Here is a 24619-nt window from a genome sequence, read left to right as displayed (position 1 = left end):
ATCTCAGTCAACGGCCATGCAGATGAGGAAACGCCCTCATCTGCACCCGAAACATTTTCTGCCGCCTAGAAGCCCAGGCTATCTAAAAGATCATCAACCTGGTCTTGGCTGGCAATGACGCCAGCGCCATTTTTATCCAGTTGCGGCCCATTGAGTAAACTGTCGGTCGGTTTTTGCGGTTTTGACGGCATATCAGGAATGTTCTCCATCAATACCATTAATAACTGTTTCTCAATTTCTTGCACTACATCCATCATGCGCTTGATAACCTGACCCGTCAGGTCTTGGAAATCCTGCGCCATCATGATTTCCAATAATTGCGCATTGGTAAATGAGGTATGTTGTGGCACTACATCCAGATATTCACGGGTATCAGTGACCAGAGAACGGGCATCTGACAGCTCGATTGGGTTCTCAAACCATTCATCCCAGCGAACTTTTAGTGCTTTAGCTGATGACTCAAGCTCATTCTGGCGCGGCTGTGCTGCTTCAACACAGTTCAAGGCTCTTTCCGCAGCCTGCGCTGTCATATGAACCACATAGTCCAGACGGTCACGGGCGTCAGGAATGGCTTCTGCCGCCTGAGCAATTGCCTGATCAAGACCCAACTCACGCAAACTGTCGCGTAACATCCGCGTCAGTTGACCAATACGACTTATTATATCACTGGCTGATGCCGCATCTGTTGCGGGCATTTGATGGTTACTCATCTCGCCTCCTTACATACCCAACTTTTCAAAAATCTTATTGAGCTTCTCTTCCAAGGTAGCGGCAGTGAAAGGTTTCACTACATAACCACTGGCACCTGCTTGCGCTGCTGCGATGATATTCTCTTTTTTAGCTTCAGCCGTGACCATCAGAACTGGCAGAGTACCAAGCGCCCCATCAGCACGGATAGTTTTCAACAGGTCCAGGCCATCCATATTCGGCATGTTCCAGTCAGAAACCACAAAATCAAAACCACCTGTACGTAATTTATTCAATGCGTCTACGCCATCTTCGGCTTCTTCCACATTGTTAAAACCCAGCTCTTTCAGCAGGTTTCTGACAATACGACGCATGGTCGAAAAATCGTCTACCACCAAAAATCTGAGATTCTTATCCGCCATACCAACTCCTAAGGTTTGTTGCTCACCGCTGAGCGATTAAATACCAAAACTGACTTACACCTGATCTCCCCCCAATGACATTGGCGTTGCAGCAAGGCGGCAAGCAAACACATTCCGATGCGCTGACATAAGTCAGTAATTCGGGTGTGCGCCCGCCAGCCAACAACGCAGCAACGTCAAGGGCGCAGGGGTTAGATTCGCAGGGCTTGACCACTGCTTATCTGTGCCAACATGCGCTGACTTATCTGGTTCAAATCCAAGATTTCATTAACGCCGCCCATCCCAATAGCTTCACGCGGCATCCCGAAGACCACACAACTGGCTTCGTTTTGTGCAATGGTATAAGCCCCTGCCCGATGCATCTCCAGTAAGCCGGCAGCACCGTCATTACCCATTCCCGTCAGAATGACACCGACCGCATTGCGCCCGGCATACTGCGCCACTGAACGGAAAAGCACATCAACCGAGGGACGATGGCGATTAACCGCAGGCCCATCATGAATACGCACCTGATAGTTTGCCCCACTGCGCGCCAATTCCATGTGCCGATCACCGGGTGCAATATAGGCGTGTCCGGGCAATACCCGCTCACCGTCTTCTGCTTCCTTCACGGTAATTTGGCACAATTTATTGAGCCGCTCCGCAAATGAACGGGTAAAACCCGGTGGCATATGCTGTGTTATCAACAATGCCGGACTGGTCGGAGGCAAAGGTTGTAACACGGTACGGATGGCTTCAGTTCCCCCCGTCGATGCGCCAATCGCAATGAGTTTCTCACTGCTGAGCAACGGCGTATGCGTCAGCATCACCGGTGCATGTTCCGGGCCGCGCTGTGGCAAACGAGCTTTCGCGGCCGTGCGGATTTTCTCCGCAATCAACTCGCTGTAAGCCAGCATCCCTTCTCGGATACCCAACTGCGGTTTGGTGACAAAATCGATAGCCCCCAATTCCAGCGCGCGCATGGTTATCTCTGAGTTTTTTCCGGTTAATGATGAAACCATCACTACCGGCATCGGCCGTAACCGCATTAATTTCTCAAGAAAATCCAAACCATCCATCCGTGGCATTTCAACATCGAGTGTTAATACCTGCGGATTAAATTTTTTAATCAAATCACGGGCAACCAACGGATCAGGTGCTGCTGCAACCATTTCCATGTCTGGGTGACTGTTAATAATCTCTGTCATTAACTGGCGCATTAACGCGGAATCATCAACGCACAATACTCTGATTTTACTCATCACCTCTCCTTGGTCAGTCCATAAACGGTCTGCCCGCGCAAATAGAATTCCCGACTAATTTGACTGAAATTCTCCGAATGGCCTGCAAACATCAAGCCGCCGGGTTTTAGCAAAGGAACAAAGCGACGCAGAATGCGCTCCTGCGTTTCTTTATCAAAATAAATCATCACATTACGACAAAATATAGCGTCAAATTGCCCCGGCAACGCCCATTCCGGTGCGAGTAGATTCAATTGCTGGAAATGAATCATATTGGCAAGTTCCGGACGCACTCTTACCATGCCCTGATGAGGGCCGGTGCCACGCAGAAAATAGCGTTGCATTTGTTGCGCAGACAATGAACGCAATTCATCTTGTCGATACACGCCACTGGTCGCTTTCTCCAGGACTTGTGTATCAATATCACTGGCCAATATCTGGCAAGATCCCGACCGATTTCCCAACACATCACACAATGTCATGGCGATGGAATAAGGCTCTTCACCAGTCGATGCCGCCGTACTCCAGACCGAATAACTCCCCGGCCGCTGACGAGCATGCTCTGCCAGAATCGGGAAATGGTGCGCCTCACGGAAAAATGCCGTCAGGTTGGTGGTCAAGGCGTTAACAAATGCCTGCCACTCTGCACTGTTAGGATCGGTCTCCAGTAAAGCCAGGTATTGACCAAAATCGTTAATCCCCAGCAACCTCAACCGCCTCACCAGGCGGTTATAGACCATTTCCCGTTTGTGATCGGCCAGTACAATTCCGGCCCGTTGGTAAATAAGTTGGCAAATGCGTCGAAAGTGAACATCCGACAGCGGCAGCCGTTGAATCATCTGGGACAAAGGAGACCCAAACTCTTGGGGTGATGGTTTCATCCGGCCTCACCCCACAACACACTCTTTTTTACGCCGTTTGACAATCTGGGATTTCCTTAACAGCCGGTTGCTTACTACTGCGATCTGCTGACTGCCCCTCCCCGTTGTCGCTATCCTGCTCCAAACGAAAAACAGACACTGCATCGGAGAGCATACCTGCTTGCTCTTCCAGTGCATTAGCCGCAGCCGCTGCCTCTTCCACTAATGCGGCATTTTGCTGAGTAACCTGATCCATCTGTGTTACCGCGAGTGAAACCTGCTCAATACCCCGGCTTTGCTCATCCGAAGCGGAAGCGATTTCACCCATAATGTCGGTAACCCGAGTCACTGAGCGAACAATCTCTTCCATGGTGGTACCCGCATTTTCGACCAGTGTGGAACCCTGGCGAACACGGCTAACCGATTCATCGATTAACCCTTTGATTTCTTTTGCTGCCTGCGCACTGCGCTGGGCTAAATTGCGAACTTCGCCCGCCACAACGGCAAAACCGCGCCCTTGCTCTCCGGCGCGAGCTGCTTCAACAGCAGCATTCAGAGCCAGAATATTGGTTTGGAAAGCAATGCCATCGATAACACTGGTAATGGCACCAATCTTCTGCGAACTGGTAGCGATATCATGCATCGTTGTCACGACACTTCCGGCTAGTTCACCGCCTTTAGCCGCCGTTCCCGACGCATCTTGCGCCAGTTGTGTTGCTTGACGGGCATTATCGGCATTCTGTTTCACCGTCGCCGTCAGTTGCTCCATGCTGGCCGCCGTTTGCTCTAATGAAGCCGCCTGCTGCTCGGTTCTTGCCGACAAATCATTGTTACCGGCAGATATTTCCTGAATACCCGTTAACATTGATTCTGTCCCATCGCGAACATGGCTAACCGTGGTGATTAGCGACTGTTGCATGGTGCGTAAACTGGCAAACATCTGACTGATCTCATTACGACCCGTCACAGAAATCTGGGCGGATAAATCACCTTTGGCAATGCGGTCAAAATGAGAGCGCATGGTTTTTAATGGTGATACAAACATGGTGCGCAGCCAGATCAGTGAAGAAATTGCCATTGCGATCACCATCAGAATTGCACCAGCAAAGATCCACATGGCGAGGTGGTAAGCCTGTTGGTTCTGGTTGCCAGCTTCTGCAATCACTTCATTGGCATACTGTAAATACTGCAAGAAATCAGCTTCAAACAGATCTTGAGTTTTCTGAGTGGGTTGATCCATAAAACTTTGCAAATTGCCGGCTTCCAGGAAATCGATTAACTCACGTAATGAACTACGTAAGTTCTGATAACTGTTCTTGGTTGCATCTAACAACTCACCACCGGTATCGCTCTCATCCAGACGAGGTACCGCCAGAAACTGATTAAAATAGAGATCGGCTTTCTGTAGTGAGCTTCGCGCATTGCCCATTAGCTCGTTGACTTTCTCCTGAGGAACTTTGAGAGCCGAGCGAGTCGCCGCCCGGTTTAAGGTATTACGCGCCTGAAGTAAGGATACCCAACTGAGGCTTAATGCATCCCGTTGCTGGCTACTGAGATCTACTCGGTTTAAATTTTGATAGTCTGAACGAAATGCAGTAAATGACAGACCACTTGAAATCAACTGTATCGAGCAAATCAACATCAATAACAGGAAAAAGCTGGTAGAAATCCGGATTCGGCCAAACATCGTAACCTCTTCTCAGCCAGCTCGTTGGCCGGCTTTATCTATCCCCGTCAGACTTCAAATTGCAGGGGTGTTGGCCGCCTTCGTTCACCCCAGTCACTTACACTCATGTAAGCTGCTGGGGACTCACTCACTTGCCGCCTTCCTGCAATTCGAATTATTTAGGGTATATGTTTTGTGTAGGGGACTAGAAAGTTTCCCAATTCTCTTGCAGGTCACTTCCCAGTGCTTTTTTAGCAGTGCCGCTCTTATCCTGTGTCGGCTGCTTGGTTTTTCTCACATCTTTTTTGCTACTACTGTTATCCATACGCAGAATAAATACGGACATGGATTGGGTTAGCATACTGGCTTGTTCTTCCAGTGCTGCGGCGGCAGAGGCAGACTCTTCCACCAAAGAGGCGTTTTGTTGGGTCACACGATCCATTTCAGTCACCGCCTGACCGACCTGATCGATACCACGGCTTTGTTCATCGGAAGCGGAAGCGATTTCACCCATGATGTCCGTTACGCGGGTCACCGCATTCACGATATCGCCCATGGTTTCACCGGCACTTTCAACCAGTACAGAACCCATATCGACACGGTTGACTGAGTCTTCGATCAAACCTTTGATTTCTTTTGCGGCTTGCGCGCTGCGCTGGGCCAGGTTGCGCACTTCACCGGCGACAACAGCAAAACCACGCCCTTGCTCACCGGCACGAGCAGCTTCAACCGCCGCATTCAATGCCAGAATATTGGTTTGGAAAGCGATGCCATCAATGACGCTAGTGATATCAGCAATTTTCTGTGAGCTACCGGCAATGTCATGCATGGTTTGCACCACGTTCGCGACGACTTTTCCGCCTTTTTGCGCGGTTTCTGATGCACTTAATGCCAGTTGGCTAGCCTGACGGGCATTTTCAGCATTCTGTTTCACCGTGGCGGTTAACTGCTCCATGCTGGCAGCGGTTTCTTCCAAAGATGCGGCTTGTTGCTCGGTTCGCGCTGACAAATCATTGTTACCCGCAGCAATTTCTGATGCGCCACTATAAATAGCATCAGCGCCTAAACGGACATCGCTGACAGTAGTCACCAATTCAGATTGCATGTGCTTCAGGCTGGCAGCCAAGGTGCCCATTTCATTGCGACTATGCACTTCAATATTCTGAGTCAAATCACCGTTAGCAATATGTTTGATATGTTCAATCAAGTGCTTCAGTGGATTAATCAAGATGTGCTGCATACCCAGCCACACCCCCACAATCACCACGAATACTGCAATCAGTACAAAAACAATCACGCTCATCGCATAAGTGAAGGAGCGGTTACTGTCTTCCACGGCACCGGAGTACAGACGGTCGTTTTGTGTCAGGTAGGTGTTGTAGTCATGCTCAAAAGCATTTTGGAAACTGGAAGTTGGCTGGTCAAAGAATTCATTGATCTTAGCTGCTTCCATCAATTGGATAAGCTCGGTCAATGCGCCAAAGTATTGCTCATAAGTTTGTTTTAACTTTTTAGCTGATTCTGGATCTTGTTGGCTATCCAGAGGAATTTGCTCATAGCTTTTAAAACGCTCTGCCGCCACACCCAAGGTGCCTTTGGCTGAAGCCAAAAGATCATTCACTGTTGGGCCGCTGCCAGTGTGGTTCACATCCATCATGTAGCGAATGCCCGCACGGTTTAATGTATTACGTGTTTGCAGTAGATTGACCCAGCTTTCATTCAGCACCGACTGTTGTTGACGGATAACTTGTAAAACAGCGAAGTTTTCTTTGTCATTTTTCAGGGAGTTGAAGAAAAGCCCGCCGGAAACCAGCTGTAAGGCACCAAATAGCACTAACACCAACAGCAAGCTGGTGACCACTTTCATACGCTTGAACATGTTATCCCTTCATAAGTACGTCAAAATATAGGTATGTCAAATACGGGTACGCCAAAACATAAGACGTTTAATTAACTGTGTTATCGGCACCAAAGGGGGGAACTTTACCGGGGAGAAAGATTATTTTACCGCGGAGATACCAGGGATTAACAATTTGATCTTTGTGTTCAGCAAAAACTTGGCGCAGAAGGGCTAACTTGCCCTCCCGCTTGATTGAAAAGGTGATGATAATGTGGCCACTGACTCGGTATCGAATCAAAAACTGACCCCATTAGGCTTAATTAACCTTTCACCACTGAATCGAGCAATGACATCTCTTCACTGCTCAGCAACTTCTCAATATCAACCAAAATCAGCATCCGCTCACCCAGCGAACCTAAACCTGTCAGGTATTCGGTCGCCAGAGTCACAGCAAACTCAGGGGCTGGGCGGATTTGCTCAGCCGTTAATGACAGCACATCAGACACACCGTCAACAACAATACCGACGACACGCTGACCAAAGTTCAGCACGATGACGACCGTATTCTCGTTATAACTGACGCCCTGTTGAGCAAATTTAACCCGTAAATCAATAATAGGAACAATAACGCCGCGTAAGTTAGTGACACCTTTAATGAAAGCCGGGGTGTTAGCGATACGGGTCACTTGATCATAACCACGGATCTCTTGAACTTTCAGAATATCAATGCCGTACTCTTCAGCACCCAGCGTAAAAATCAGGAATTCTTGTCCTACCGTTTCGCCAGCCAGCTTCGTGACGGTTGCTAGTCCTGCCATGTTTTTACCCTTCAATCAATAGGTTGAATTTATGTTTATTTTTCAAAGCTCTATGCCCTAAATAATTCAAGTTGCAGGAAGGCGGCAAGTGAATAAATCCCGATGCGCTTACTGTGTTGTAAGTGATTCGGGTGATTGAACGTAGCCAACACGCATGCAGCTTGAAGTATGACGGGCATATTACGCGACGACTCCATCATCAGCCGTAACACGCTTTTCCCGGTTTAAGGCCTGCAACGCCGACACATCCACAATTAATGCCACACTGCCGTCACCCAAAATGGTGGCGGCAGAAATACCTGGAACCTTGCGATAATTGCTTTCCAGGTTTTTTACAACCACCTGATGCTGGCCAATCAATTGGTCTACCAGCAGGGCATAACGGCGACCGGCGCTTTGTAGAATCACAACAATGCCTTGGGTGGCTTCAGTTTTCGCATTTTCAACATCAAATACCCGGAACAGTTCTACCAAAGGCAGATACTCACCACGCACTTGCAATACGCGTTCACCTCCAGCCAATGGATGTAAATCCTCAGCCAATGGTTGCAGTGATTCCATTACGGCGTTCAATGGTAAAATGAACACTTCATTACTGACTTTGACGGACATGCCATCAAGAATAGCCAGCGTCAATGGCAGCAAGATTCGAATTGAGGTCCCTTTACCGGCCTGGAAACTGACTTGCACATGGCCGCCCATTTCCTGAATATTTCGCTTAACTACATCCATCCCGACACCGCGGCCAGAAACATCCGTCACCTGCTCGGCCGTGGAGAATCCAGGGGCAAAAATCAGCATGCCGACATCTTCATCACTCATATGCTCATTAACAGCCATACCCTGTGATTGTGCTTTCGCCAGAATTTTCTGCCGGTTCAGCCCTGCCCCATCATCAAGGACTTCAATACAAATATTGCCACCTTGATGTTCGGCCGACAGTGTCAGATTACCTACCGGTTGTTTACCGGCCGCGATGCGCGTTGTGGGATCTTCAATACCGTGGTCCAGACTGTTACGCACCAGATGGGTTAATGGGTCGATAATGCGTTCGATCAGACTTTTATCCAGCTCAGTCGAACTGCCAAGCAGTGTTAGTTCAACCTGTTTATTCAGCTTACTGGCCAAATCGCGTACCAACCGAGGGAAGCGGCTGAATACATATTCCATCGGCATCATACGAATTGACATCACTGACTCTTGCAAGTCGCGCGCATTGCGTTCCAACTGACCCATGCTATTGAGCAAGTCGCCGTTAATCACCGGGTCTAAAGTACTGGAACGCTGAGCCAGCATTGATTGAGTGATAACCAATTCACCCACTAAGTTAATCAGTTGGTCTACTTTCTCAACTGCTACTCGAATACTGGTGGATTCACTGGCTTTCGCTTTCGGTTTGACATGCTCCGCGCTGGCTGGCTGGGCAACTGCGACCTCAACCTTAGGCGAGTTCTTGATTTCAGCAACAGCGGTAACTTGAGGCACTTCAGTAACCGGCGCGACGACTGCCACTTCAACTTCAGATGCTTGCGCCGACTCGGCTTGGACAAAACTAATCTGCTCCGGCTCTAGCACAAAACAGAGCACGGCACTGATGTCATCTTCGCTAACAGAGGTAATCAGGGTCGCTTCCAGGCTATCTGCACCTTGGTGCGGATCTTTGACTTCGCCCAAATTGCCCAATTCTTCCAGCATCAGCGGGATTTCTTGCTCTTTCAAACCCGATAGACGGATGCGCATTCCCCCCTGAACTAAAGCCGGGGACTTGCTGTTGGCCTTGGCTTCAGCAGTCGGAGTGGCCGCGTTATCTGTAGTCGCCACATTATGGGGGGTCTGTTGTGCTAAAGCTTCGAGTGCCAGTTGGCGCAATGCATGGCAGATATACTCAAAACTTTCTGCATTAGGTTCTTGAGAGGTTTTATAGGCGTCCAACTGTTCTTGCATAATATCTTTCGTTTCCAAAAACAGGTTGATGATATCAGTGCTCAAGCGCATCTCGTCGCGGCGGGCACCATCCAACAGGTTTTCCAACAGATGGGTTGTCTCTTGTAATACCGAAAAACCAAATGTCGCAGCGCCGCCCTTAATTGAGTGAGCAGCACGAAAAATGGCATTGAGTTGTTCATTATCAGGTGCCAGTGGATCCAGCAATAACAGGTGCTGTTCCATATCTGCCAGCAATTCATCTGCTTCATCAAAGAAAGTCTGATAAAACGCGGTAATATCCATGCTCACGGTGTCACCTCTACTGTGCGTCGCGGCTTGTCGGAGAGACCGGTGCATTACTGGCAGGTGCCGCTGGCAACGATGTCGTTGGCCCACTGGTCACTCGAGTAATGTTCTCCGTGCTCGATTGTTGTGTTTGTGGTGCTGTTGCAGGCGGTGCCACCGCTTTCACAGACTCAGTTGCCGTCGCTGACGAAACTGTTGTTGTCAAAACTGTTGTTGTCGAGGCTGATGTTGTCGAAGCTGATGTTGTCGAAACAGCCACGGGTACAGATACTGATCCGCTAGTGCCAGATTGTGCTGTGGGTATCGCTGCGCTCGTCGTCGCTGGCGGTGTCGCAACAGTAGCGGGTGATGCCACCGCTGGCGTTGTTCCCGTAGAATCAATCTGTTTTAAGCTCTCGGCTTTTTCTATATCGAGCGCTTTGTTATCTAAATTCTCGTGCTCAATATCATGTTGAGTCTGTTTATTCAGAACCAAGATACTGATACGACGGTTAACCGGGTCATCTGATGCCTGCTCTTTTAAGCGCATCGTCGATGCCATGCCTACCACACGTAATACTTTGCCTTCATCCAAACCACCAGCCAGTAACTCACGCCGCGAAGCATTGGCACGATCTGCCGATAATTCCCAGTTGCTGTAACCCCGTTCACCGGAAGCATACGGCAAGTCATCGGTATGGCCAGACAGACTGATCTTATTGGGAATGTCATTCAGAATTGGCGCTATAGCACGTAAAATATCGCGCATATACGGCTCGACCTGAGCACTCCCCATCTTGAACATGGGTCGATTTTGGCTATCGATAATCTGAATTCTCAGCCCTTCATCCATCATGTTAATCAACAAATGTGGCCGCAAAGCTTTCAGTCGCGGGTCTGATTCAATTAATTGATCCAGTTTTTCCCGTAACTTATTAAGCCGATATTCTTCTTTGCGGCTTTCTTCAGAATCAATGTGCTTGCGCACTTCACCCACTTGTTGGGTCGGGTCATCCCCTCCCCCAGGAATTGGGCTGGTACTGTCGCTGCTTTTCTCACCGCTGGACAGTGCAACTTTCAACGGCGTGCGAAAATATTCTGCAATTTGCGTCAGCTCTTGCGGGCTGGAAACTGACAGTAACCACATCACCAGAAAGAAGGCCATCATTGCTGTCATAAAGTCAGCATAAGCAATTTTCCATGACCCGCCATGATGGGCTTGACCATGTTTGGCTTTGCGCTTTTTGACCAGAATAACGGGGTGGTTCTGATGCTTCATGCGTCCTCTTCTGTCGCTTGCGGTGCCGGAGCTTTCACTCTGCGCACATGCTCTTCCAGCTCAATGAACGAAGGACGTTCTGTGGTGTAGAGCGTTTTACGACCAAATTCCACGGCAATTTGCGGCGCATATCCGTTCAGACTAGAAAGCAACGTCACCTTGATGCACTGCATCATTTTGGTGGTTTCTGCACTCTGTTGACGTAGCAACGTCGCTAACGGTGAGATAAATCCATATGCCAGCAAAATACCGAGGAATGTTCCTACCATTGCATGGGCAATTAACGCTCCGAGTTCTGCGGCTGGCCGGTCTGCGGATGCCAAGGCATGCACCACCCCCATAACGGCGGCAACAATACCGAATGCAGGTAGAGAATCGCCGACCATCGCCAGACTACCGGCAGGCACTTCGCATTCTTGCTCGTGAGTTTCGATCTCTTCATCCATCAAGGCTTCGATTTCAAAAGCGTTCATATTCCCACTAACAATTAACCGCAAATAGTCGGTAATAAATTCCACTAATACCTTATCGGCCAAGATCCGCGGATAATTAGAGAAAATTTCACTTTCCAATGGACTTTCTATATCCCGCTCCAATGACAGCATTCCCTGTTGACGGGATTTTGCTAATAAGCGGTACAACAGCGCCATTAAGTCCATATATAGGACTTTATTATATTTAGAGCGGCGCATCAGTTTTGGCAGTGCCTTCATTGTGGCTTTTATTGCTTTACCATTGTTACCGACAATAAACGCACCAATACCCGCCCCGCCGATAATTAAAAATTCAGCGGGTTGATATAATGCGCCTAAGTGACCACCTACAATGATGTAGCCGCCAAAAACCGCACCTAAGACCACGATATAACCCAAAATAACTAACACGCGATATCCTTAGCAAAGTGTGTGGGTGGAAGGTGAGGCGTTAGCACCCTTTGAGGGTCATGAGTTGCCATTAGCGGGTGACAGAAACGGTATCCATACCGCGGCTATCACCGAAAATTCTGACAACTCAAAGACACTCAAACTGCGCGTCTAACCTGCTCATCCAGCAGTTGTGATGTAATATCGGCAGATTGCGGAGAAAGTTTACGTTTTTTTACTGCGCGGGAAGGTGGCTGGCAGAGACTGCAAACAAAGCTGTTGCGTGGCTGATGTGCATGGGTGATAAAAGTCCCACCACAGCAGTTGCAACCCGAAAGTTGTAACATGCCACTGTCAACGAAGCGAACCAAGGTCCAGGCTCGGGTTAACGCCAGTAATGGCGGTATTCCGGACTGATCTGGGCACTGTTCGAGATAAAGACGATAAGCCTTAATAACGGCCTCAACACCGGTGCATTGCCCACTTTTTAGTAAGAAACTATAAGCGTTATAAAACATCGATGAATGAATATTCTGTTCCCAAGTCATAAACCAATCGGTCGAAAACGGTAACATTCCTTTAGGTGGAGGGCTGCCTCTCAGCTCTTTATAGAGCTTAATTAAACGCCCCCGGCTGAGTTGCGTCTCGCTTTCTAACATCTGCAAGCGCGCACCTAAAGTTATCAACTCCATTGCCAAATGAATGTCTTTGGCTTCTTGAACAATACTTTTCTCAACCATCGGTCATGCTCTTTTCTTAGACGCACTACCGTCTTTTAACGATAGCTCGTGGAGTAAATGACTCGACAATAAAATTCCGGTGTGGATTTGCTGCAAGTCATCCACACGAGATTCTTTCGTCAGATGATGAATCGTATTGTGGTCACTGAAACGGAAATGACAGACCAATTGGTTAGTCTCAGCTAATTTAACCATCTGCGGTAATGTTAACTGCGATAATGCATCGGCCATGGTATCTGTAATACCGAGACGAAACATCGCTGAGGCTTTCTCATCGTTAATTAACCGTTGTGCTAAAAGCAAATATGACAAATTAATATCATAAATATGTTTGAGTAATTCAGACGTACTCATTTTATACATCCCGACTGATTATGTTTTAAAACATAAGTTGGATGATAGTATTTTTCACCCAAGACCTGGGATCCTTCCCGTTATACAGTTAATTAGAACCTATAGAACTAAAAGTAATTGAAACCTACTGGTGCAACATTGCAAAAATACCGTTTCGGTATGAAATGACATGTCGTCAATCTGGCAGTTTGATTTTAAGCTGCTCTGATTCTGATATTGCATCTTCGACATGAAACTTTTCTTACAAAATATTAGGAATAATCCTAGAGAGGCCCAACTCTACTCCCGAATCGTTAGCACATACAATGTGACTAGTGATTCATTTTAAATGTAATGTGACGTGAGTCACAAAAATAAAATATAAATTCATTATTAAGACCTTTTTTGGAGTGTTTTTTGACCGCCAAGGCGTTCAAAAAATAGCCAGAAGTCAGAAAAGAGCTAAAAAACTAAGGATCCAGGCCCAATTCTTAGCGTTTTTAGATCAATTCGAACAAAAGCATCCCTAAAGCAAAATAGCAGAATATAAATCTGCATTAACCGCAAATTATTAGCATTAAGGGCTGATATGTGACTTAAAACTCGGAAATACTATAAGTAACCTTCCAGAACTATTTCGTTTTAACGAATATTTATGCGATACCAAAAAGTGCTTTTCGTCGTTCATTTATTAACCTATTCGTCTTTTTTCGTTAAAAAGATCGATGATGCGTATTATAAAAGGCAGCAGAGGTAACCACATGTTTCACCTTTGCTGCGCACTTCCCTTTTCATTGAGCGCTTTTTCAACTTTGGTCTATATCCGTATTTTTGCAAGCTAGTTGTAATGGAAATGTAATTAATATTAATTAATAATGTTTGAAATATAAGTTTCGCCTATCTCTCCCTAACCAGGGTTTTCATTTAACCCTATGCTACAAATGGTTTTTTTCCTTGTTCAATGCCAAGTGTGATTCATATCGCATTTCTTAAAAGTGTGATCCCCTAACCTTTATGCTATAGCCGTGCTTATGGGAGCTTAAAATGGGATACAGGAATGTATTAGTTGCAGTAGCCCTTTCACCCGATAGCCAACAATTGGTGAATAAAGCGGTTTCTATTGTCCGGCCTTATGATGGTCGCGTCTCATTAATTACCCTGACAACAGAACCGGAAATGTACAGCAGTTACGCTGCGCCCATGTTGGGGGACTTGCGTTCGGTATTAGAGGAAGAAGCGCAGCTATTTATGGAGGAGTTAGCTATTAATGCTGATTATCCCATTGAGAAGCGAAATATTGTTCATGGTGAATTTGCCGAGAGCATGGCTTATTTTTGTCGGCAACAGCATATTGACCTGGTGATATGTGGCAACCACAGTACAAGGTTACTCAATAAATTTTCCTGCTCAGCTGCTCGATTGATTAATACCAGTACAGTGGATGTGCTGATAGTACCACTCTGATTGAAACTACATATTCTCTTCTAAAGGCGTTCGCCTCATCTGTGGCTGCGCTTTCTCACTGTTGCGCACTATTAGCTGAACCCTATCTGAAGAGTTCTACTATCATTTTCAGCACTCACTCTTTTCAATACCCATCTTTACCCACTTCAAATAAGGGAATCTGATGACTCAAGATAAAAAACAGAATCGCCGCATTCTATTGGCCTCACGCCCCCACGGCACGCCCACTCAGGAAAACTTTAGATTAGAGTCTCAACCCATTCCGCAACCGGCAGCAGGGCAAGTGTTACTACGCACCCGCTATCTATCTCTCGATCCCTATATGCGAGGTCGAATGAGCGATGCGCCATCTTATGCCGCTCCAGTAGAGGTGGGTGAGGTAATGGTAGGTGGTGCCGTCTCACGGGTTGAAGCCTCACAACATCCAGACTTCCAAGTTGGGGATTGGGTACTGGCTCGTAGCGGCTGGCAGGATTATGCCTTATCGGATGGCTCTGATATTCGCAATCTGGGGCCGCAACTCTCCCATCCCTCACGCGCACTCGGTGTGTTAGGGATGCCGGGCTTTACGGCTTATATGGGATTATTGGATATTGGTCAGCCCAAAGCGGGTGAAACATTGGTCGTGGCGGCAGCCAGTGGGGCTGTTGGTTCCGTCGTCGGGCAAATAGGTAAATTGAAAGGATGCAAAGTTATCGGTATTGCTGGCGGGGCGGAAAAATGCCGCTATGTCGTTGAGGAGCTGGGGTTCGATGCCTGCATTGACCATAGGGCGACAGATTTTGCGCAACAACTAGAAAAAGCCTGTTCAGCAGGCATTGATATTTATTACGAAAATGTGGGCGGTGCTGTTTTCGACGCGGTATTACCCTTATTGAATCCGCGTGCTCGCATCCCGGTTTGCGGCTTGATAGCCCGCTATAACGACACAGAATTACCGGGCGGCCCGGATCGGTTACCGCTGCTACAGAGCATCATTTTACGCAAACGCATTCGGATGCAAGGATTTATCATTTTTGATGACTATGCTCCGCATTTCGATGATTTTCTACAGCAAATGACGCCCTGGGTCGAACAAGGGAAAATCAAGTTCCGCGAAGATTTGGTTGATGGATTGGAAAATGCACCACAAGCCTTTATCGGCTTATTGGAAGGTAAGAACTTTGGCAAGCTGGTTATTCGTGTCAGTAATGAATAATCATCATAATTCCGGGGCCTATTTGGCCCCGGAATTATGATATAAACGTCAATATACGTTGTTAGAACCACTTGCCGAAACGGCGGATATAAAACTGCTTCATTAATTGCGCAACAACGCAGTAGCTAATTAAAGTACCGGCTAACCATGGGAAATATTGCCATGGTAATGGTTGCAACCCAACCAATGTTCCTAATGGTGAGAATGGAATATAAATGCCTATCGCCATAATGACACCGGTGGTTAATAACACTGGCAGTGCCGCTGTACTTTGAATAAACGGAATTTTTTGTGTGCGCAACATATGAACGACCAATGTCTGCGACAATAAGCCCTCAATAAACCAACCTGATTGGAACAAAGCTTGATGCTCGACGCTGTTGGCCGCAAAGACAAACCACATCAGTGCAAAGGTAGTAATATCAAAGATTGACGAAGTTGGCCCAATCCACAGCATAAAGCGACCAATATTTTTAGCATCCCACTTGCGCGGTTTACGTAAAAACTCTTTGTCCATTTTATCCCACGGCAGAGAGAGCTGAGAGATGTCATACATCAGGTTTTGTAGCAGTAAATGAATGGCTAGCATGGGTAAGAATGGAATAAATGCACTGGCCACCAACACGGAGAAGACATTACCGAAGTTCGAACTGGCGGTCATATTCAAGTATTTGATGATATTACCAAAAGTCTCACGCCCTTTAATCACGCCCTCTTCCAACACCATCAAATTCTTTTCCAGCAAGATGATATCGGCTGATTCTTTGGCAATATCAGTGCCCGTATCAACGGAAATCCCCACATCAGCATCGCGCAATGCCGGGGCATCATTAATACCATCGCCAAGAAAACCGACGGTGTGGCCGTTGCTTTGCAGCATTTTCAAAACACGTGATTTTTGCAGTGGCGTCAGCTTGGTGAACACCGTGCGCAACTCAACTTCTCGCGCCAGCGTTACATCATCCATGTTCTCGATATCAAGGCCACTCAGCGGCTCGCCTGGCTCCAGCCCCACATCGCGACAGATTTTAGCCGTAATAATCGGGTTGTCACCGGTTAATACTTTTACCGCAACGCCATTTTCACGCAATGCAGCAATCGCCGCCTCTGCACTCTCTTTGGGTGGGTCAAGGAAGGTCAACAACCCTTGAACAACCAACTCGCGCTCATCATCAATATTTAAAGGTAATTCACTGAGTTGCGTACCCAACTCGCGAGTTGCCAGTAGCAGAACACGAAAACCGTCTTCATTATATTGCGTAGCTAATGCCAACAATGAGGTGCGGCGAGTTTCATCCAGTGGATAAATAGCATCACCTTCGCGCACATGAGTACAGATGCTCAGCATCTCCTCCACAGCACCTTTGCAAATCAATGTCTGATGCTGCTGTTCATCTTTCACCACGATAGACAAACGGCGGCGAATGAAATCAAAGGGTAACTCGTCCACTTTATTAAAACTGCGCAAAGCATCAATTTCTGGCTTGCCACGGCTAAATTTGATAACCGCTTGATCCATCAGATTGCGCATGCCACTTTGATGGAAGCTGTTAAGCCATGCCAGCTGTAATATTCTGCCGTCATTGCTGCCACGTGTATCTAAATGGTGTTCAAGAATGATCCGGTCTTGCGTTAATGTCCCCGTTTTATCGGTGCATAACACATCCATTGCACCAAAATTTTGTATAGCATTCAGTCGCTTAACCACCACTTTGCGTCGCGACATCGCTATCGCGCCCTTAGCCAGGTTAGAGCTGACAATCATCGGCAACATTTCAGGTGTCAAACCAACGGCTACCGCCAACGCAAACAGCGCCGCCTCGCTCCAATCGCCTTTTGTGAATCCATTAATCAGCAATACAATCGGTACCATCACCAACATAAAGCGGATCAATAACCAGCTAACACTGTTAACTCCCCGGTCAAACGCGGTTTGCGCACGGTTGCCCACAATAGACTTAGCAAGCGACCCGAAATAAGTATGCCCTCCAGTGGCAACCACCACCGCCATTGCTGTTCCACTGGCAACGTTCGTCCCCATCAGACAAATATTCGACAACTCAAGCAATTCACTCTCACTGCTGGCATCCGCCTCGACGGATTTTGGTGCTATCGCCCCCATTGCATCATATTTCTCAATGGGTATGGCTTCTCCTGTCAGGATTGCCTGGCTGATAAATAAATCTCTGGATTTAATCAGTCGCAAATCAGCTGGGATCATATCCCCGGCAGATAATAAAATAATATCGCCCGGCACCAATTGCTTAATGGCAATTTCCTGTTTTGCCGGTTGAGCACTATGGCTGCTACGACGCAGTACCGTCGCCGTTGTGCGCACCATCGATTTAAGTGCTTCGGCAGCTTTATTGGTGCGGTATTCCTGCCAAAAACGCAATAAACCACTAATTAAAACCATTGTCACAATAATACTAACCCCGACCAGATCGGTTTCCTCACCCCGCTGTAAAGGTAACCAATAATCAGTCACGAAGCTGATTGCCGCCAGAATCATTAAAACAAAAATAAAAGGGTTATTAAATGCAGCCAATAATTGAATCAGTGCCGGAGGTGCTTTCTCATGTGCAACTTCATTAAGACCGTATAACTCCAGCCGTTCTTTAGCATCTTCCTCTGTTAGTCCGTTCAAATTAGCATTCAGCTTGGACAAAGTTTGATCCAAGCTATTTTTAGCCTCTAATGCAATAGTAAAAGGTTTCTTATTATTATTGCTACGGGCTGTACCTGTCTTTTGAAATTTGGTCATAACGCTTCTCTTTTAATTCTAAACGCACAGGTTTTATCCGCTCAATTATTGAGAGATAAATGTGCCGAACTATTATGGCGCTGCCAATTTTTATATTTAATTAGCAGCAGCTAATTAAGTTAACTCCGGGGTGATCGTCCATAACAACTCCTTACTACCACATGGGTTAGCATTATTTATTGACTGCTAATTTGAAAGATATATTAATTCCCTAACTTATACAGGTAGCTCTGAAGCTATGCGCCAATGAATAGCACTGACACTCCGCTCCAGACTGACGCGGCAAACAATACTTTCAATTTCTTTTTGCGCGGCTGGCGTCGCCATTATTTCAGCACAGACTTCTAATTGCCCAGGCTTAGCAATATCGGCACTGCATAATGACTGCAACCGTAATGCCACACCATTGAGGGCCTGCAAAATAAGGGTGCGAACCAATACTTCATCTTCCGCGCCACAAGTCACTTGAATGCGGTAACGAACTTCTAAATCGACGGCTTGTTGCTGAGGCTGCATATTAATACGTTGTGCAGCCTCGCGTAGCAATATATTGGCGCATAGAATAACTGCTGTTGCCGCAACAGCATTCCAATACAATCCCAGGCCACAAAGCACGCCAATCCCTGCAGAGCACCACAAAGTTGCCGCCGTGTTCAGGCCTCGAATATTCATGCCCTCACGCATGATAACGCCAGCCCCAAGAAAACCTATTCCTGAAACCACTTGAGCAGCAATACGCCCTGGACTATCAGGAGAGGTGGCATAGGAACTGAGAATAAATACGGCCGCACCCGTCGCAACTAATGCATTAGTTCGTAATCCAGCCATCCGCTGACGCCATTGTCTTTCGGCACCAATTAACGCGCCCAAACACATCGCCAGTAATAAATTCACAACAAAAGGAGTTAATGCCATGATTCTCTCCATGAATTAATCATTGGTAGAATAATCATGTGCTATTTAGCACACAGGTCATTGTGCTGATATATACCTAAAGGTAAATCAGCAATAACGGGTGCTAGCGCCTGGAGGAAAGAGTGCGTGGCTGTTAAATACCATAATAAAAACCCAAACTAATAAACTCAAAACATCATCATTGAGTTAGAAAACTATAGGGTATGCACAGCTCAGGAAATACAGAGAGGGTGCTGCCCGCCATGTTTCGGCAAGCAACAAATCGGTCGGGAGATGAGTTAACTTGCCTTGTTTATTTGACTACTACTTTGCGTGTCCATTAGTTTCTCCACCGAAATTTTCCAAGAGTATAGTTTCCAATGATAATTATGTAAAGGTTATATTTCTAAACAAAACTTAAACCAATTGGAGGTTAATTAAATAATAGCAATAGTAGTGTATTTTATGTCGAAAATTAATAACACCACATCATCGCGTATCATTTTGCCAATAATAAGGCTACTACGGCAAAGTATTCATCTTGTTGCTACACTGCAAACATAAAGTTTTCACTGGAGTTTTTCATGAAAATCTCGCAAACAGCAACGATGACTCACCAATTGTGGAGCAGCTTGGGTTATGCCGATTCACCTGATACCTCATTATTATTCTCCGGTGAAGGCAACTGCCATCAGCATTCCCCGTGACTTCACTGGCTTGTGCATCCATTGCCACAGCAGGATTAGCACGTGGTTTTGACAGCCTGATACAAATGAGTTGTGGCATTGCCGCCTCTCCTCTTGGCAACGCTACTGCGCAGTGGCTTCAATAAACCGCCCCCCTAACTGGCGCGGGACGTATTGCGCCAGAGAAAACCGTTCAAGTCATTGACGTAATTACAGAAATGTAATGACTCTTTAATTCAAACTGCGATCGCGATCTCATTTATAGTCCTAACTATTTTAAGGTTGTTGCCGATAGATTCTTAAAGGACTGTTGAGATTATTTTAGATATAGGGGTGGATTAACTTTAAGTAGCGATGCCTTAACCCAAACTCATTGAAGTTGCCATTCGGCCGCCAGTCACAAGGTAACTTCATGTAAGGGCAGATAGGGCAAGGACCTTTCCTCGAGCGACTATAGAAACGGAACTGACAATGAAACGTGGAAGTACGCATAAGCCATTGGATATAAAAATAACGCCAGAACATAATAAAGATACGAAAGTATTTTTTGTTAATAATATGCGTCTGGTCACTTTGTTTATCGCCATTTTGGCGGGGATACTGCTGTTATTTGCCGCGGCAATTGGTACGTCTGGATACTTTTTAAAACAAAGTAACCAATCGCTGGAAGAAGCAACTCAAGAACTGGATATCCGTCTGGGCCTATCTAACAGCTCAAACCATTTGCGTACAGCACGCCTTATCTTAATTCAGGCAGCATCATCAGCACGTATTGGCGATGCAACGGGCTATCAGCAAGGCTTGAAGAATGCAGAAAATCGTATTTCTCAGTCACAACAAATGTTTAACCTCTACTATAACCGCCCAATCAAATCTGAAACGGACACCGCTCTGGACGGCCCCCTCAAAAAGGCCTATGAACAGTATCGCGACGATGGCATGAAACTCATGCTAGAGGCGACTAAAGAGGGACATTTTGAAGAAGTTATCTCGCTGGAGGCAGAAAAACTTAATCAGTTAGATGATGCCTATAACGAGCCGTTGCTAAAAGCCGTTAAATATCGCACCGAGCGCGCCAACGAAATTAATCAGTCGGCTCAGCAGGAAGCGCGCCTTGGATACATGCTGATGGGGGGGGGCCTTTATTCTGGCTATTTTGCTGACATTAATCGCTTTTTTAGTGATCAGCAAAGTCATTATCAAGCCGATTAACCGGCTGGTAGCAAGAATTCAACGCATTGCTCAAGGGGATTTAACACAACATCCAGCGCCATTTGGCCGCAATGAAATCGGTGTATTAGGTAATAATATTCAGCAAATGCAGGATTCATTATCCTCCACGGTTGAAGCCGTCCGCAGCAGTGCTGAATCTATCTATCAAGGATCCAGTGAAATCGCGCTGGGTAATACAGACCTCTCCGCACGAACCGAGCAACAAGCCGCCTCACTTGAACAGACCGCAGCCAGCATGGAGCAACTGACCGCCACTGTTAAACAAAATGCGGAAAATGCCCACCATGCCAGCCAATTGGCAGCGAATGCATCCGGTAAAGCAGCCCAAGGTGGTGACATCGTGAATGATGTTGTTAGCACGATGGATAAAATATCGCTTAGCTCAATGAAAATTGCTGAAATTACTAACGTCATCAACAGCATTGCTTTCCAAACCAATATCCTGGCATTGAATGCTGCGGTAGAAGCCGCCCGAGCCGGTGAGCAAGGCCGAGGATTTGCAGTGGTTGCCAGTGAGGTTCGTAATTTGGCACAGCGCAGTGCTGATGCGGCCAAAGAGATAGAATCGCTAATCGAAGTCTCAGTTGACCTTATTGGTGATGGCTCGATTCTGGTTTCTGATGCCGGTAAAGCCATGAATGAGATTGTTACAGCCGTCACGCATGTGACTGATATTATGGGTGAGATTGCCTCTGCCTCGGATGAACAAAGCCGTGGCATTAGTCAGGTGGCACAGGCGGTATCTGAAATGGATAACGTGACACAGCAAAATGCCTCTTTAGTACAAGAAGCGTCAGCAGCGGCAGCCTCTTTGGAACAACAGGCTGAGATACTGACTCAAGCAGTTGCGGTATTCCATTTAAATGGACGTAACCCTGCCCCGGCACTTAAGACTCCAGCCCCAACTTCAATAGGCCAGAATAAAACCGGTGGTAATAAGAAGCCGACTGATGACTCGCTGAACTGGGAGACTTTCTGAGTTATTACTAGCAATATTTCAGCCAAGCTAAATTGCTCAAGCTGACAACAAAACCGGAGACAAGGCTCACACCTTCCTCCGGTTTTTTATTGCCGCTCGATGAGTGCTCAGCAAATAAATGTGTGAGTTACTCTACTTGTGAAGAGGCTCAACAAAGGTGCCATCATGGCTATCAATTTCATTAAAGAACCAGACGCCTGCTGGATAATCTTCCAGAGAAACCAAATACATGACGCCTTCGCTAAACTGTTCTACCTCTAACACAACCCCTTCACGTCGTGGGCCGCCATCCGTTTTTACTGTCACCCGATCATTTACTTTCATGACATTACCTTCAATTAAATCAATGCTGCTAGTGTAGTACAGAATCAGGTGAGAATGATAAGGTTTACGCTCAATCAAGAGTATGGTTTTGATGAATATATTTAAGCAGAAGGAAATAGTGGGTTTAGATAAAGGGGTGCCTGGAGAATCCGCAAACGGGGGGAAAAGTGACGGTGTATTATTTCCGCTTGTTGAACGCCAGAAAGTAAAAAACCCGCCTTGGCGGGTTTTTTTATAATCAGCCAAAGGCCAATTAGATTGCAGTTACGTTTGCTGCAGACGGACCTTTAGCACCATTCTCGATAGAGAACTGTACATTCTGGCCTTCAGCCAGGGTCTTGAAGCCTTGATCTTGGATTGCAGAGAAGTGAACGAACACGTCTTTGCTGCCATCAGCTGGAGTGATGAAACCGAAGCCTTTAGACTCGTTGAACCACTTTACTTGACCTTTCATCATGTTAGACATGTGTATTTCCTTTATTAAAAAATTTTGCCACCATGGGCGTGTTATAGCCGGTTATCAGTCGTTACTTATGGAGGCACTATGAAGGAAATTCGTCAGTGAAGAGCTATCAACGATAACGCTTTAAATATGAACCACTTTACTCAAGATGTCGTGCATAAATAGGTCTGTACCACAGGCCGAGACGCATTAACTCATGACCGGCTTTTAATAGCAACTCTTTTTAGCAGGCAAACGGAAGATTCTTGTTTACATGACTAAAATAAAACCAAAAAAGCTATTTATTATACTCTTGCTGTTCGGTATTAGGCAGAATAATCAGTAAAAATATTGTAAATACTGCCAAATGCTTATCCTGATTTTAGAATCAACAAAGCCCAAAAAAAACTCAATCGCCTGTTTTAATTCTATTTGCAGCCTGATGCTGAAAATTTATCCTGTGAATTTGCTATTATAAGCAACCACCTATCCTTGAGATAAATACATGAAGCCCAAGTCTGCCACTTTAGATGATGTTGCACGCCAGGCTGGTGTTTCCTATCAAACCGTATCACGCGTTTTAAACCGGGCCCCTCATGTGTCGCTTAAAACCCGTCATAAGGTTGAATTGGCTATGGTTGAGCTGAACTATGTTCCTAACCGGGTCGCCCAGCAATTAGCCGGTAAACATAGCCTGACACTCGGGCTAGCCACCACCGATCTTTCTTTGCATGCACCCTCGCAAATAGCCGCCGCAGTAAAAAGAAAAGCTCGTGAACTGGGGTATAACGTGGTTATCGCCATGGCTGATGACCACAGTGAACATGCCTGCCAGCTAGCTATAAACGAGTTACTGGCTCAACGTGTTGATGGGATTTTAGTCAATGTTCCTTTGAAGCCCAAACGCAGCCAGAAAATTACCGAACAATGTGCTGATACTCCGGTACTTTTTCTTGATGTTGACCCACAGTCTGCTGCATTCAGTGTTCTATTTGATCCTAAAATAGGCGCAATTCAAGGTGCCAACCACCTCATTGCATTGGGCCACCAGCAAATAGTGCTTATTGGCGGGCCCAAAGACGCTATTTCAGCCCAATTACGTCATCAGGGCTGGTTACAGGCATTGGATAATGCCTCACTGACACCGCAAGCAGTCTACTATGGAGAATGGAGTGCATTGAGTGGCTATCAGGCAACACAGACATTAATTGCCAGCAATACCCCATTTAGCGCCATCTTGGTTGCTAATGACCAAATGGCACTGGGTGTCCTGCGTGCTCTGCATGAAATTAATGTCGATATCCCGCGGGAGGTTTCAGTTATCGGTTATGACGACACAGCAGACAGCGCTTATTTTCAGCCGCCACTCACCACAATCAGGCAAAATTTCAGGTTATTAGGGGAAGAGTGTGTGTCCCGCCTAATCGTCAGGTTACACCATACCATTGAGCCGCCTTCTCACTCGTTATCATTAGCAACTGAGCTGATAATCCGTCAGACCACCGCCCCTGTTAACCCCACGTGGCACAAAAACGAATAAATGCGATCACTCTCGACTATTTAACCAACCGCTATTTACTTTACTTTCAGCTGAACTCATCTTGATGTCATTACAGTTGTGAGCGCATAACATTTCCATGACTAACTACATTTTCACGACTAACTAATAGTGTTAGCGCAAGCAAGCTAACTTTCG

The 24619-nt window shown here is 46.5% G+C and carries 20 protein-coding genes and 1 pseudogene; 5 read left to right on the top strand and 16 right to left on the bottom strand.

Annotation, left to right across the window (positions count from 1 at the left end):
- Positions 1 to 65: 65 nt before the first annotated feature.
- The 12 genes from cheZ to flhD all read right to left on the bottom strand — a co-directional run bounded on the left by cheZ (position 66) and on the right by flhD (position 12960).
- Positions 66 to 710 carry a protein phosphatase CheZ gene (gene cheZ, locus FGL26_RS02740; protein WP_005164477.1) on the bottom strand — a complete coding sequence of 215 codons (645 nt, stop codon included), beginning with the start codon at positions 708 to 710 and terminating at the stop codon, positions 66 to 68.
- A 9-nt stretch (positions 711 to 719) separates the two neighbouring features.
- Entirely contained in the window at positions 720 to 1109 is a 390-nt protein-coding gene (gene cheY / locus FGL26_RS02735; protein ID WP_005164479.1) for a chemotaxis response regulator CheY, read from the bottom strand.
- 191 nt (positions 1110 to 1300) lie between these two features.
- Complete coding sequence (locus FGL26_RS02730; protein WP_005164481.1) at positions 1301 to 2350, bottom strand: protein-glutamate methylesterase/protein-glutamine glutaminase; 1050 nt, start codon at positions 2348 to 2350, stop codon at positions 1301 to 1303.
- Entirely contained in the window at positions 2350 to 3210 is an 861-nt protein-coding gene (cheR, locus tag FGL26_RS02725) for a protein-glutamate O-methyltransferase CheR (protein WP_005164483.1), read from the bottom strand. The genes FGL26_RS02730 and cheR overlap by 1 nt, the downstream gene beginning before the upstream one ends.
- A gap of 28 nt (positions 3211 to 3238) precedes the next feature.
- Positions 3239 to 4876: a methyl-accepting chemotaxis protein gene (locus FGL26_RS02720; protein ID WP_005168771.1), complete on the bottom strand. Its 1638-nt coding sequence runs from the start codon at positions 4874 to 4876 to the stop codon at positions 3239 to 3241.
- 184 nt (positions 4877 to 5060) lie between these two features.
- Positions 5061 to 6734: a methyl-accepting chemotaxis protein gene (locus FGL26_RS02715; protein ID WP_005168769.1), complete on the bottom strand. Its 1674-nt coding sequence runs from the start codon at positions 6732 to 6734 to the stop codon at positions 5061 to 5063.
- Positions 6735 to 7015: 281 nt separating this feature from the next.
- Positions 7016 to 7513: a chemotaxis protein CheW gene (cheW, locus tag FGL26_RS02705; protein WP_005164488.1), complete on the bottom strand. Its 498-nt coding sequence runs from the start codon at positions 7511 to 7513 to the stop codon at positions 7016 to 7018.
- 180 nt (positions 7514 to 7693) lie between these two features.
- Entirely contained in the window at positions 7694 to 9742 is a 2049-nt protein-coding gene (gene cheA / locus FGL26_RS02700) for a chemotaxis protein CheA (protein WP_032902679.1), read from the bottom strand.
- A gap of 16 nt (positions 9743 to 9758) precedes the next feature.
- On the bottom strand, positions 9759 to 11003 hold the full coding sequence (gene motB, locus FGL26_RS02695) for a flagellar motor protein MotB (protein ID WP_005168761.1): 1245 nt from the start codon (positions 11001 to 11003) through the stop codon (positions 9759 to 9761).
- Positions 11000 to 11887, bottom strand: a complete 888-nt coding sequence (gene motA / locus FGL26_RS02690) for a flagellar motor stator protein MotA (protein WP_005164494.1) — start codon at positions 11885 to 11887, stop codon at positions 11000 to 11002. The genes motB and motA overlap by 4 nt, the downstream gene beginning before the upstream one ends.
- Positions 11888 to 12024: 137 nt before the next feature.
- Positions 12025 to 12606: a flagellar transcriptional regulator FlhC gene (gene flhC, locus FGL26_RS02685; protein WP_005164496.1), complete on the bottom strand. Its 582-nt coding sequence runs from the start codon at positions 12604 to 12606 to the stop codon at positions 12025 to 12027.
- A gap of 3 nt (positions 12607 to 12609) precedes the next feature.
- Complete coding sequence (gene flhD, locus FGL26_RS02680; RefSeq protein ID WP_005164498.1) at positions 12610 to 12960, bottom strand: flagellar transcriptional regulator FlhD; 351 nt, start codon at positions 12958 to 12960, stop codon at positions 12610 to 12612.
- Positions 12961 to 13983: 1023 nt separating this feature from the next.
- On the opposite strand from flhD, the gene uspC reads away from it, so the two are divergent.
- Together uspC and FGL26_RS02670 are read left to right on the top strand one after the other, a co-directional pair.
- Positions 13984 to 14403 (top strand): universal stress protein UspC, encoded by a 420-nt coding sequence (gene uspC / locus FGL26_RS02675; RefSeq protein WP_005168758.1) that lies wholly within the window; start codon positions 13984 to 13986, stop codon positions 14401 to 14403.
- 163 nt (positions 14404 to 14566) lie between these two features.
- The gene (locus FGL26_RS02670) at positions 14567 to 15601 is read left to right on the top strand and encodes an NADPH-dependent curcumin/dihydrocurcumin reductase (protein WP_005168754.1); all 1035 of its coding nucleotides are present in this window, start codon (positions 14567 to 14569) and stop codon (positions 15599 to 15601) included.
- A 61-nt stretch (positions 15602 to 15662) separates the two neighbouring features.
- On the opposite strand, the gene mgtA is transcribed toward FGL26_RS02670, so the two are convergent.
- Complete coding sequence (mgtA, locus tag FGL26_RS02665; protein ID WP_005168752.1) at positions 15663 to 18365, bottom strand: magnesium-translocating P-type ATPase; 2703 nt, start codon at positions 18363 to 18365, stop codon at positions 15663 to 15665.
- 216 nt (positions 18366 to 18581) lie between these two features.
- Positions 18582 to 19280, bottom strand: coding sequence for an MgtC family protein (locus FGL26_RS02660; protein ID WP_005168749.1), 699 nt, complete (start codon positions 19278 to 19280; stop codon positions 18582 to 18584).
- Between the two features lie 563 nt (positions 19281 to 19843).
- Here FGL26_RS02660 and FGL26_RS21760 point away from each other — a divergent pair.
- Together FGL26_RS21760 and FGL26_RS02650 are read left to right on the top strand one after the other, a co-directional pair.
- Positions 19844 to 19966, top strand: coding sequence for a hypothetical protein (locus FGL26_RS21760; protein WP_005168748.1), 123 nt, complete (start codon positions 19844 to 19846; stop codon positions 19964 to 19966).
- Between the two features lie 450 nt (positions 19967 to 20416).
- A pseudogene (locus FGL26_RS02650) lies at positions 20417 to 22157 on the top strand (methyl-accepting chemotaxis protein).
- Positions 22158 to 22289: 132 nt separating this feature from the next.
- Here FGL26_RS02650 and dsrB read toward each other — a convergent pair.
- Together dsrB and cspE are read right to left on the bottom strand one after the other, a co-directional pair.
- Positions 22290 to 22481 carry a protein DsrB gene (gene dsrB, locus FGL26_RS02645; protein ID WP_004701013.1) on the bottom strand — a complete coding sequence of 64 codons (192 nt, stop codon included), beginning with the start codon at positions 22479 to 22481 and terminating at the stop codon, positions 22290 to 22292.
- Positions 22482 to 22734: 253 nt separating this feature from the next.
- Positions 22735 to 22947: a transcription antiterminator/RNA stability regulator CspE gene (gene cspE / locus FGL26_RS02640; RefSeq protein ID WP_002210893.1), complete on the bottom strand. Its 213-nt coding sequence runs from the start codon at positions 22945 to 22947 to the stop codon at positions 22735 to 22737.
- Between the two features lie 481 nt (positions 22948 to 23428).
- On the opposite strand from cspE, the gene FGL26_RS02635 reads away from it, so the two are divergent.
- Positions 23429 to 24463 (top strand): LacI family DNA-binding transcriptional regulator, encoded by a 1035-nt coding sequence (locus FGL26_RS02635; protein WP_005168744.1) that lies wholly within the window; start codon positions 23429 to 23431, stop codon positions 24461 to 24463.
- Positions 24464 to 24619: the final 156 nt, after the last annotated feature.

Origin of the sequence: Yersinia enterocolitica subsp. enterocolitica (assembly GCF_901472495.1) — a bacterium.
Classification (GTDB): domain Bacteria; phylum Pseudomonadota; class Gammaproteobacteria; order Enterobacterales; family Enterobacteriaceae; genus Yersinia; species Yersinia enterocolitica.
This window is presented reverse-complemented; position numbering and strand designations above follow the sequence as displayed.

Coding starts and splice junctions, on each gene's coding strand:
- cheZ (WP_005164477.1), bottom strand. CDS start 710: ATGAGTAACCATCAAATGCCCGCAACAGATGCGGCATCAGCCAGTGAT.
- cheY (WP_005164479.1), bottom strand. CDS start 1,109: ATGGCGGATAAGAATCTCAGATTTTTGGTGGTAGACGATTTTTCGACC.
- FGL26_RS02730 (WP_005164481.1), bottom strand. CDS start 2,350: ATGAGTAAAATCAGAGTATTGTGCGTTGATGATTCCGCGTTAATGCGC.
- cheR (WP_005164483.1), bottom strand. CDS start 3,210: ATGAAACCATCACCCCAAGAGTTTGGGTCTCCTTTGTCCCAGATGATT.
- FGL26_RS02720 (WP_005168771.1), bottom strand. CDS start 4,876: ATGTTTGGCCGAATCCGGATTTCTACCAGCTTTTTCCTGTTATTGATG.
- FGL26_RS02715 (WP_005168769.1), bottom strand. CDS start 6,734: ATGTTCAAGCGTATGAAAGTGGTCACCAGCTTGCTGTTGGTGTTAGTG.
- cheW (WP_005164488.1), bottom strand. CDS start 7,513: ATGGCAGGACTAGCAACCGTCACGAAGCTGGCTGGCGAAACGGTAGGA.
- cheA (WP_032902679.1), bottom strand. CDS start 9,742: ATGGATATTACCGCGTTTTATCAGACTTTCTTTGATGAAGCAGATGAA.
- motB (WP_005168761.1), bottom strand. CDS start 11,003: ATGAAGCATCAGAACCACCCCGTTATTCTGGTCAAAAAGCGCAAAGCC.
- flhC (WP_005164496.1), bottom strand. CDS start 12,606: ATGGTTGAGAAAAGTATTGTTCAAGAAGCCAAAGACATTCATTTGGCA.
- flhD (WP_005164498.1), bottom strand. CDS start 12,960: ATGAGTACGTCTGAATTACTCAAACATATTTATGATATTAATTTGTCA.
- uspC (WP_005168758.1), top strand. CDS start 13,984: ATGGGATACAGGAATGTATTAGTTGCAGTAGCCCTTTCACCCGATAGC.
- FGL26_RS02670 (WP_005168754.1), top strand. CDS start 14,567: ATGACTCAAGATAAAAAACAGAATCGCCGCATTCTATTGGCCTCACGC.
- mgtA (WP_005168752.1), bottom strand. CDS start 18,365: ATGACCAAATTTCAAAAGACAGGTACAGCCCGTAGCAATAATAATAAG.
- FGL26_RS02660 (WP_005168749.1), bottom strand. CDS start 19,280: ATGGCATTAACTCCTTTTGTTGTGAATTTATTACTGGCGATGTGTTTG.
- FGL26_RS21760 (WP_005168748.1), top strand. CDS start 19,844: ATGAAAATCTCGCAAACAGCAACGATGACTCACCAATTGTGGAGCAGC.
- dsrB (WP_004701013.1), bottom strand. CDS start 22,481: ATGAAAGTAAATGATCGGGTGACAGTAAAAACGGATGGCGGCCCACGA.
- cspE (WP_002210893.1), bottom strand. CDS start 22,947: ATGTCTAACATGATGAAAGGTCAAGTAAAGTGGTTCAACGAGTCTAAA.
- FGL26_RS02635 (WP_005168744.1), top strand. CDS start 23,429: ATGAAGCCCAAGTCTGCCACTTTAGATGATGTTGCACGCCAGGCTGGT.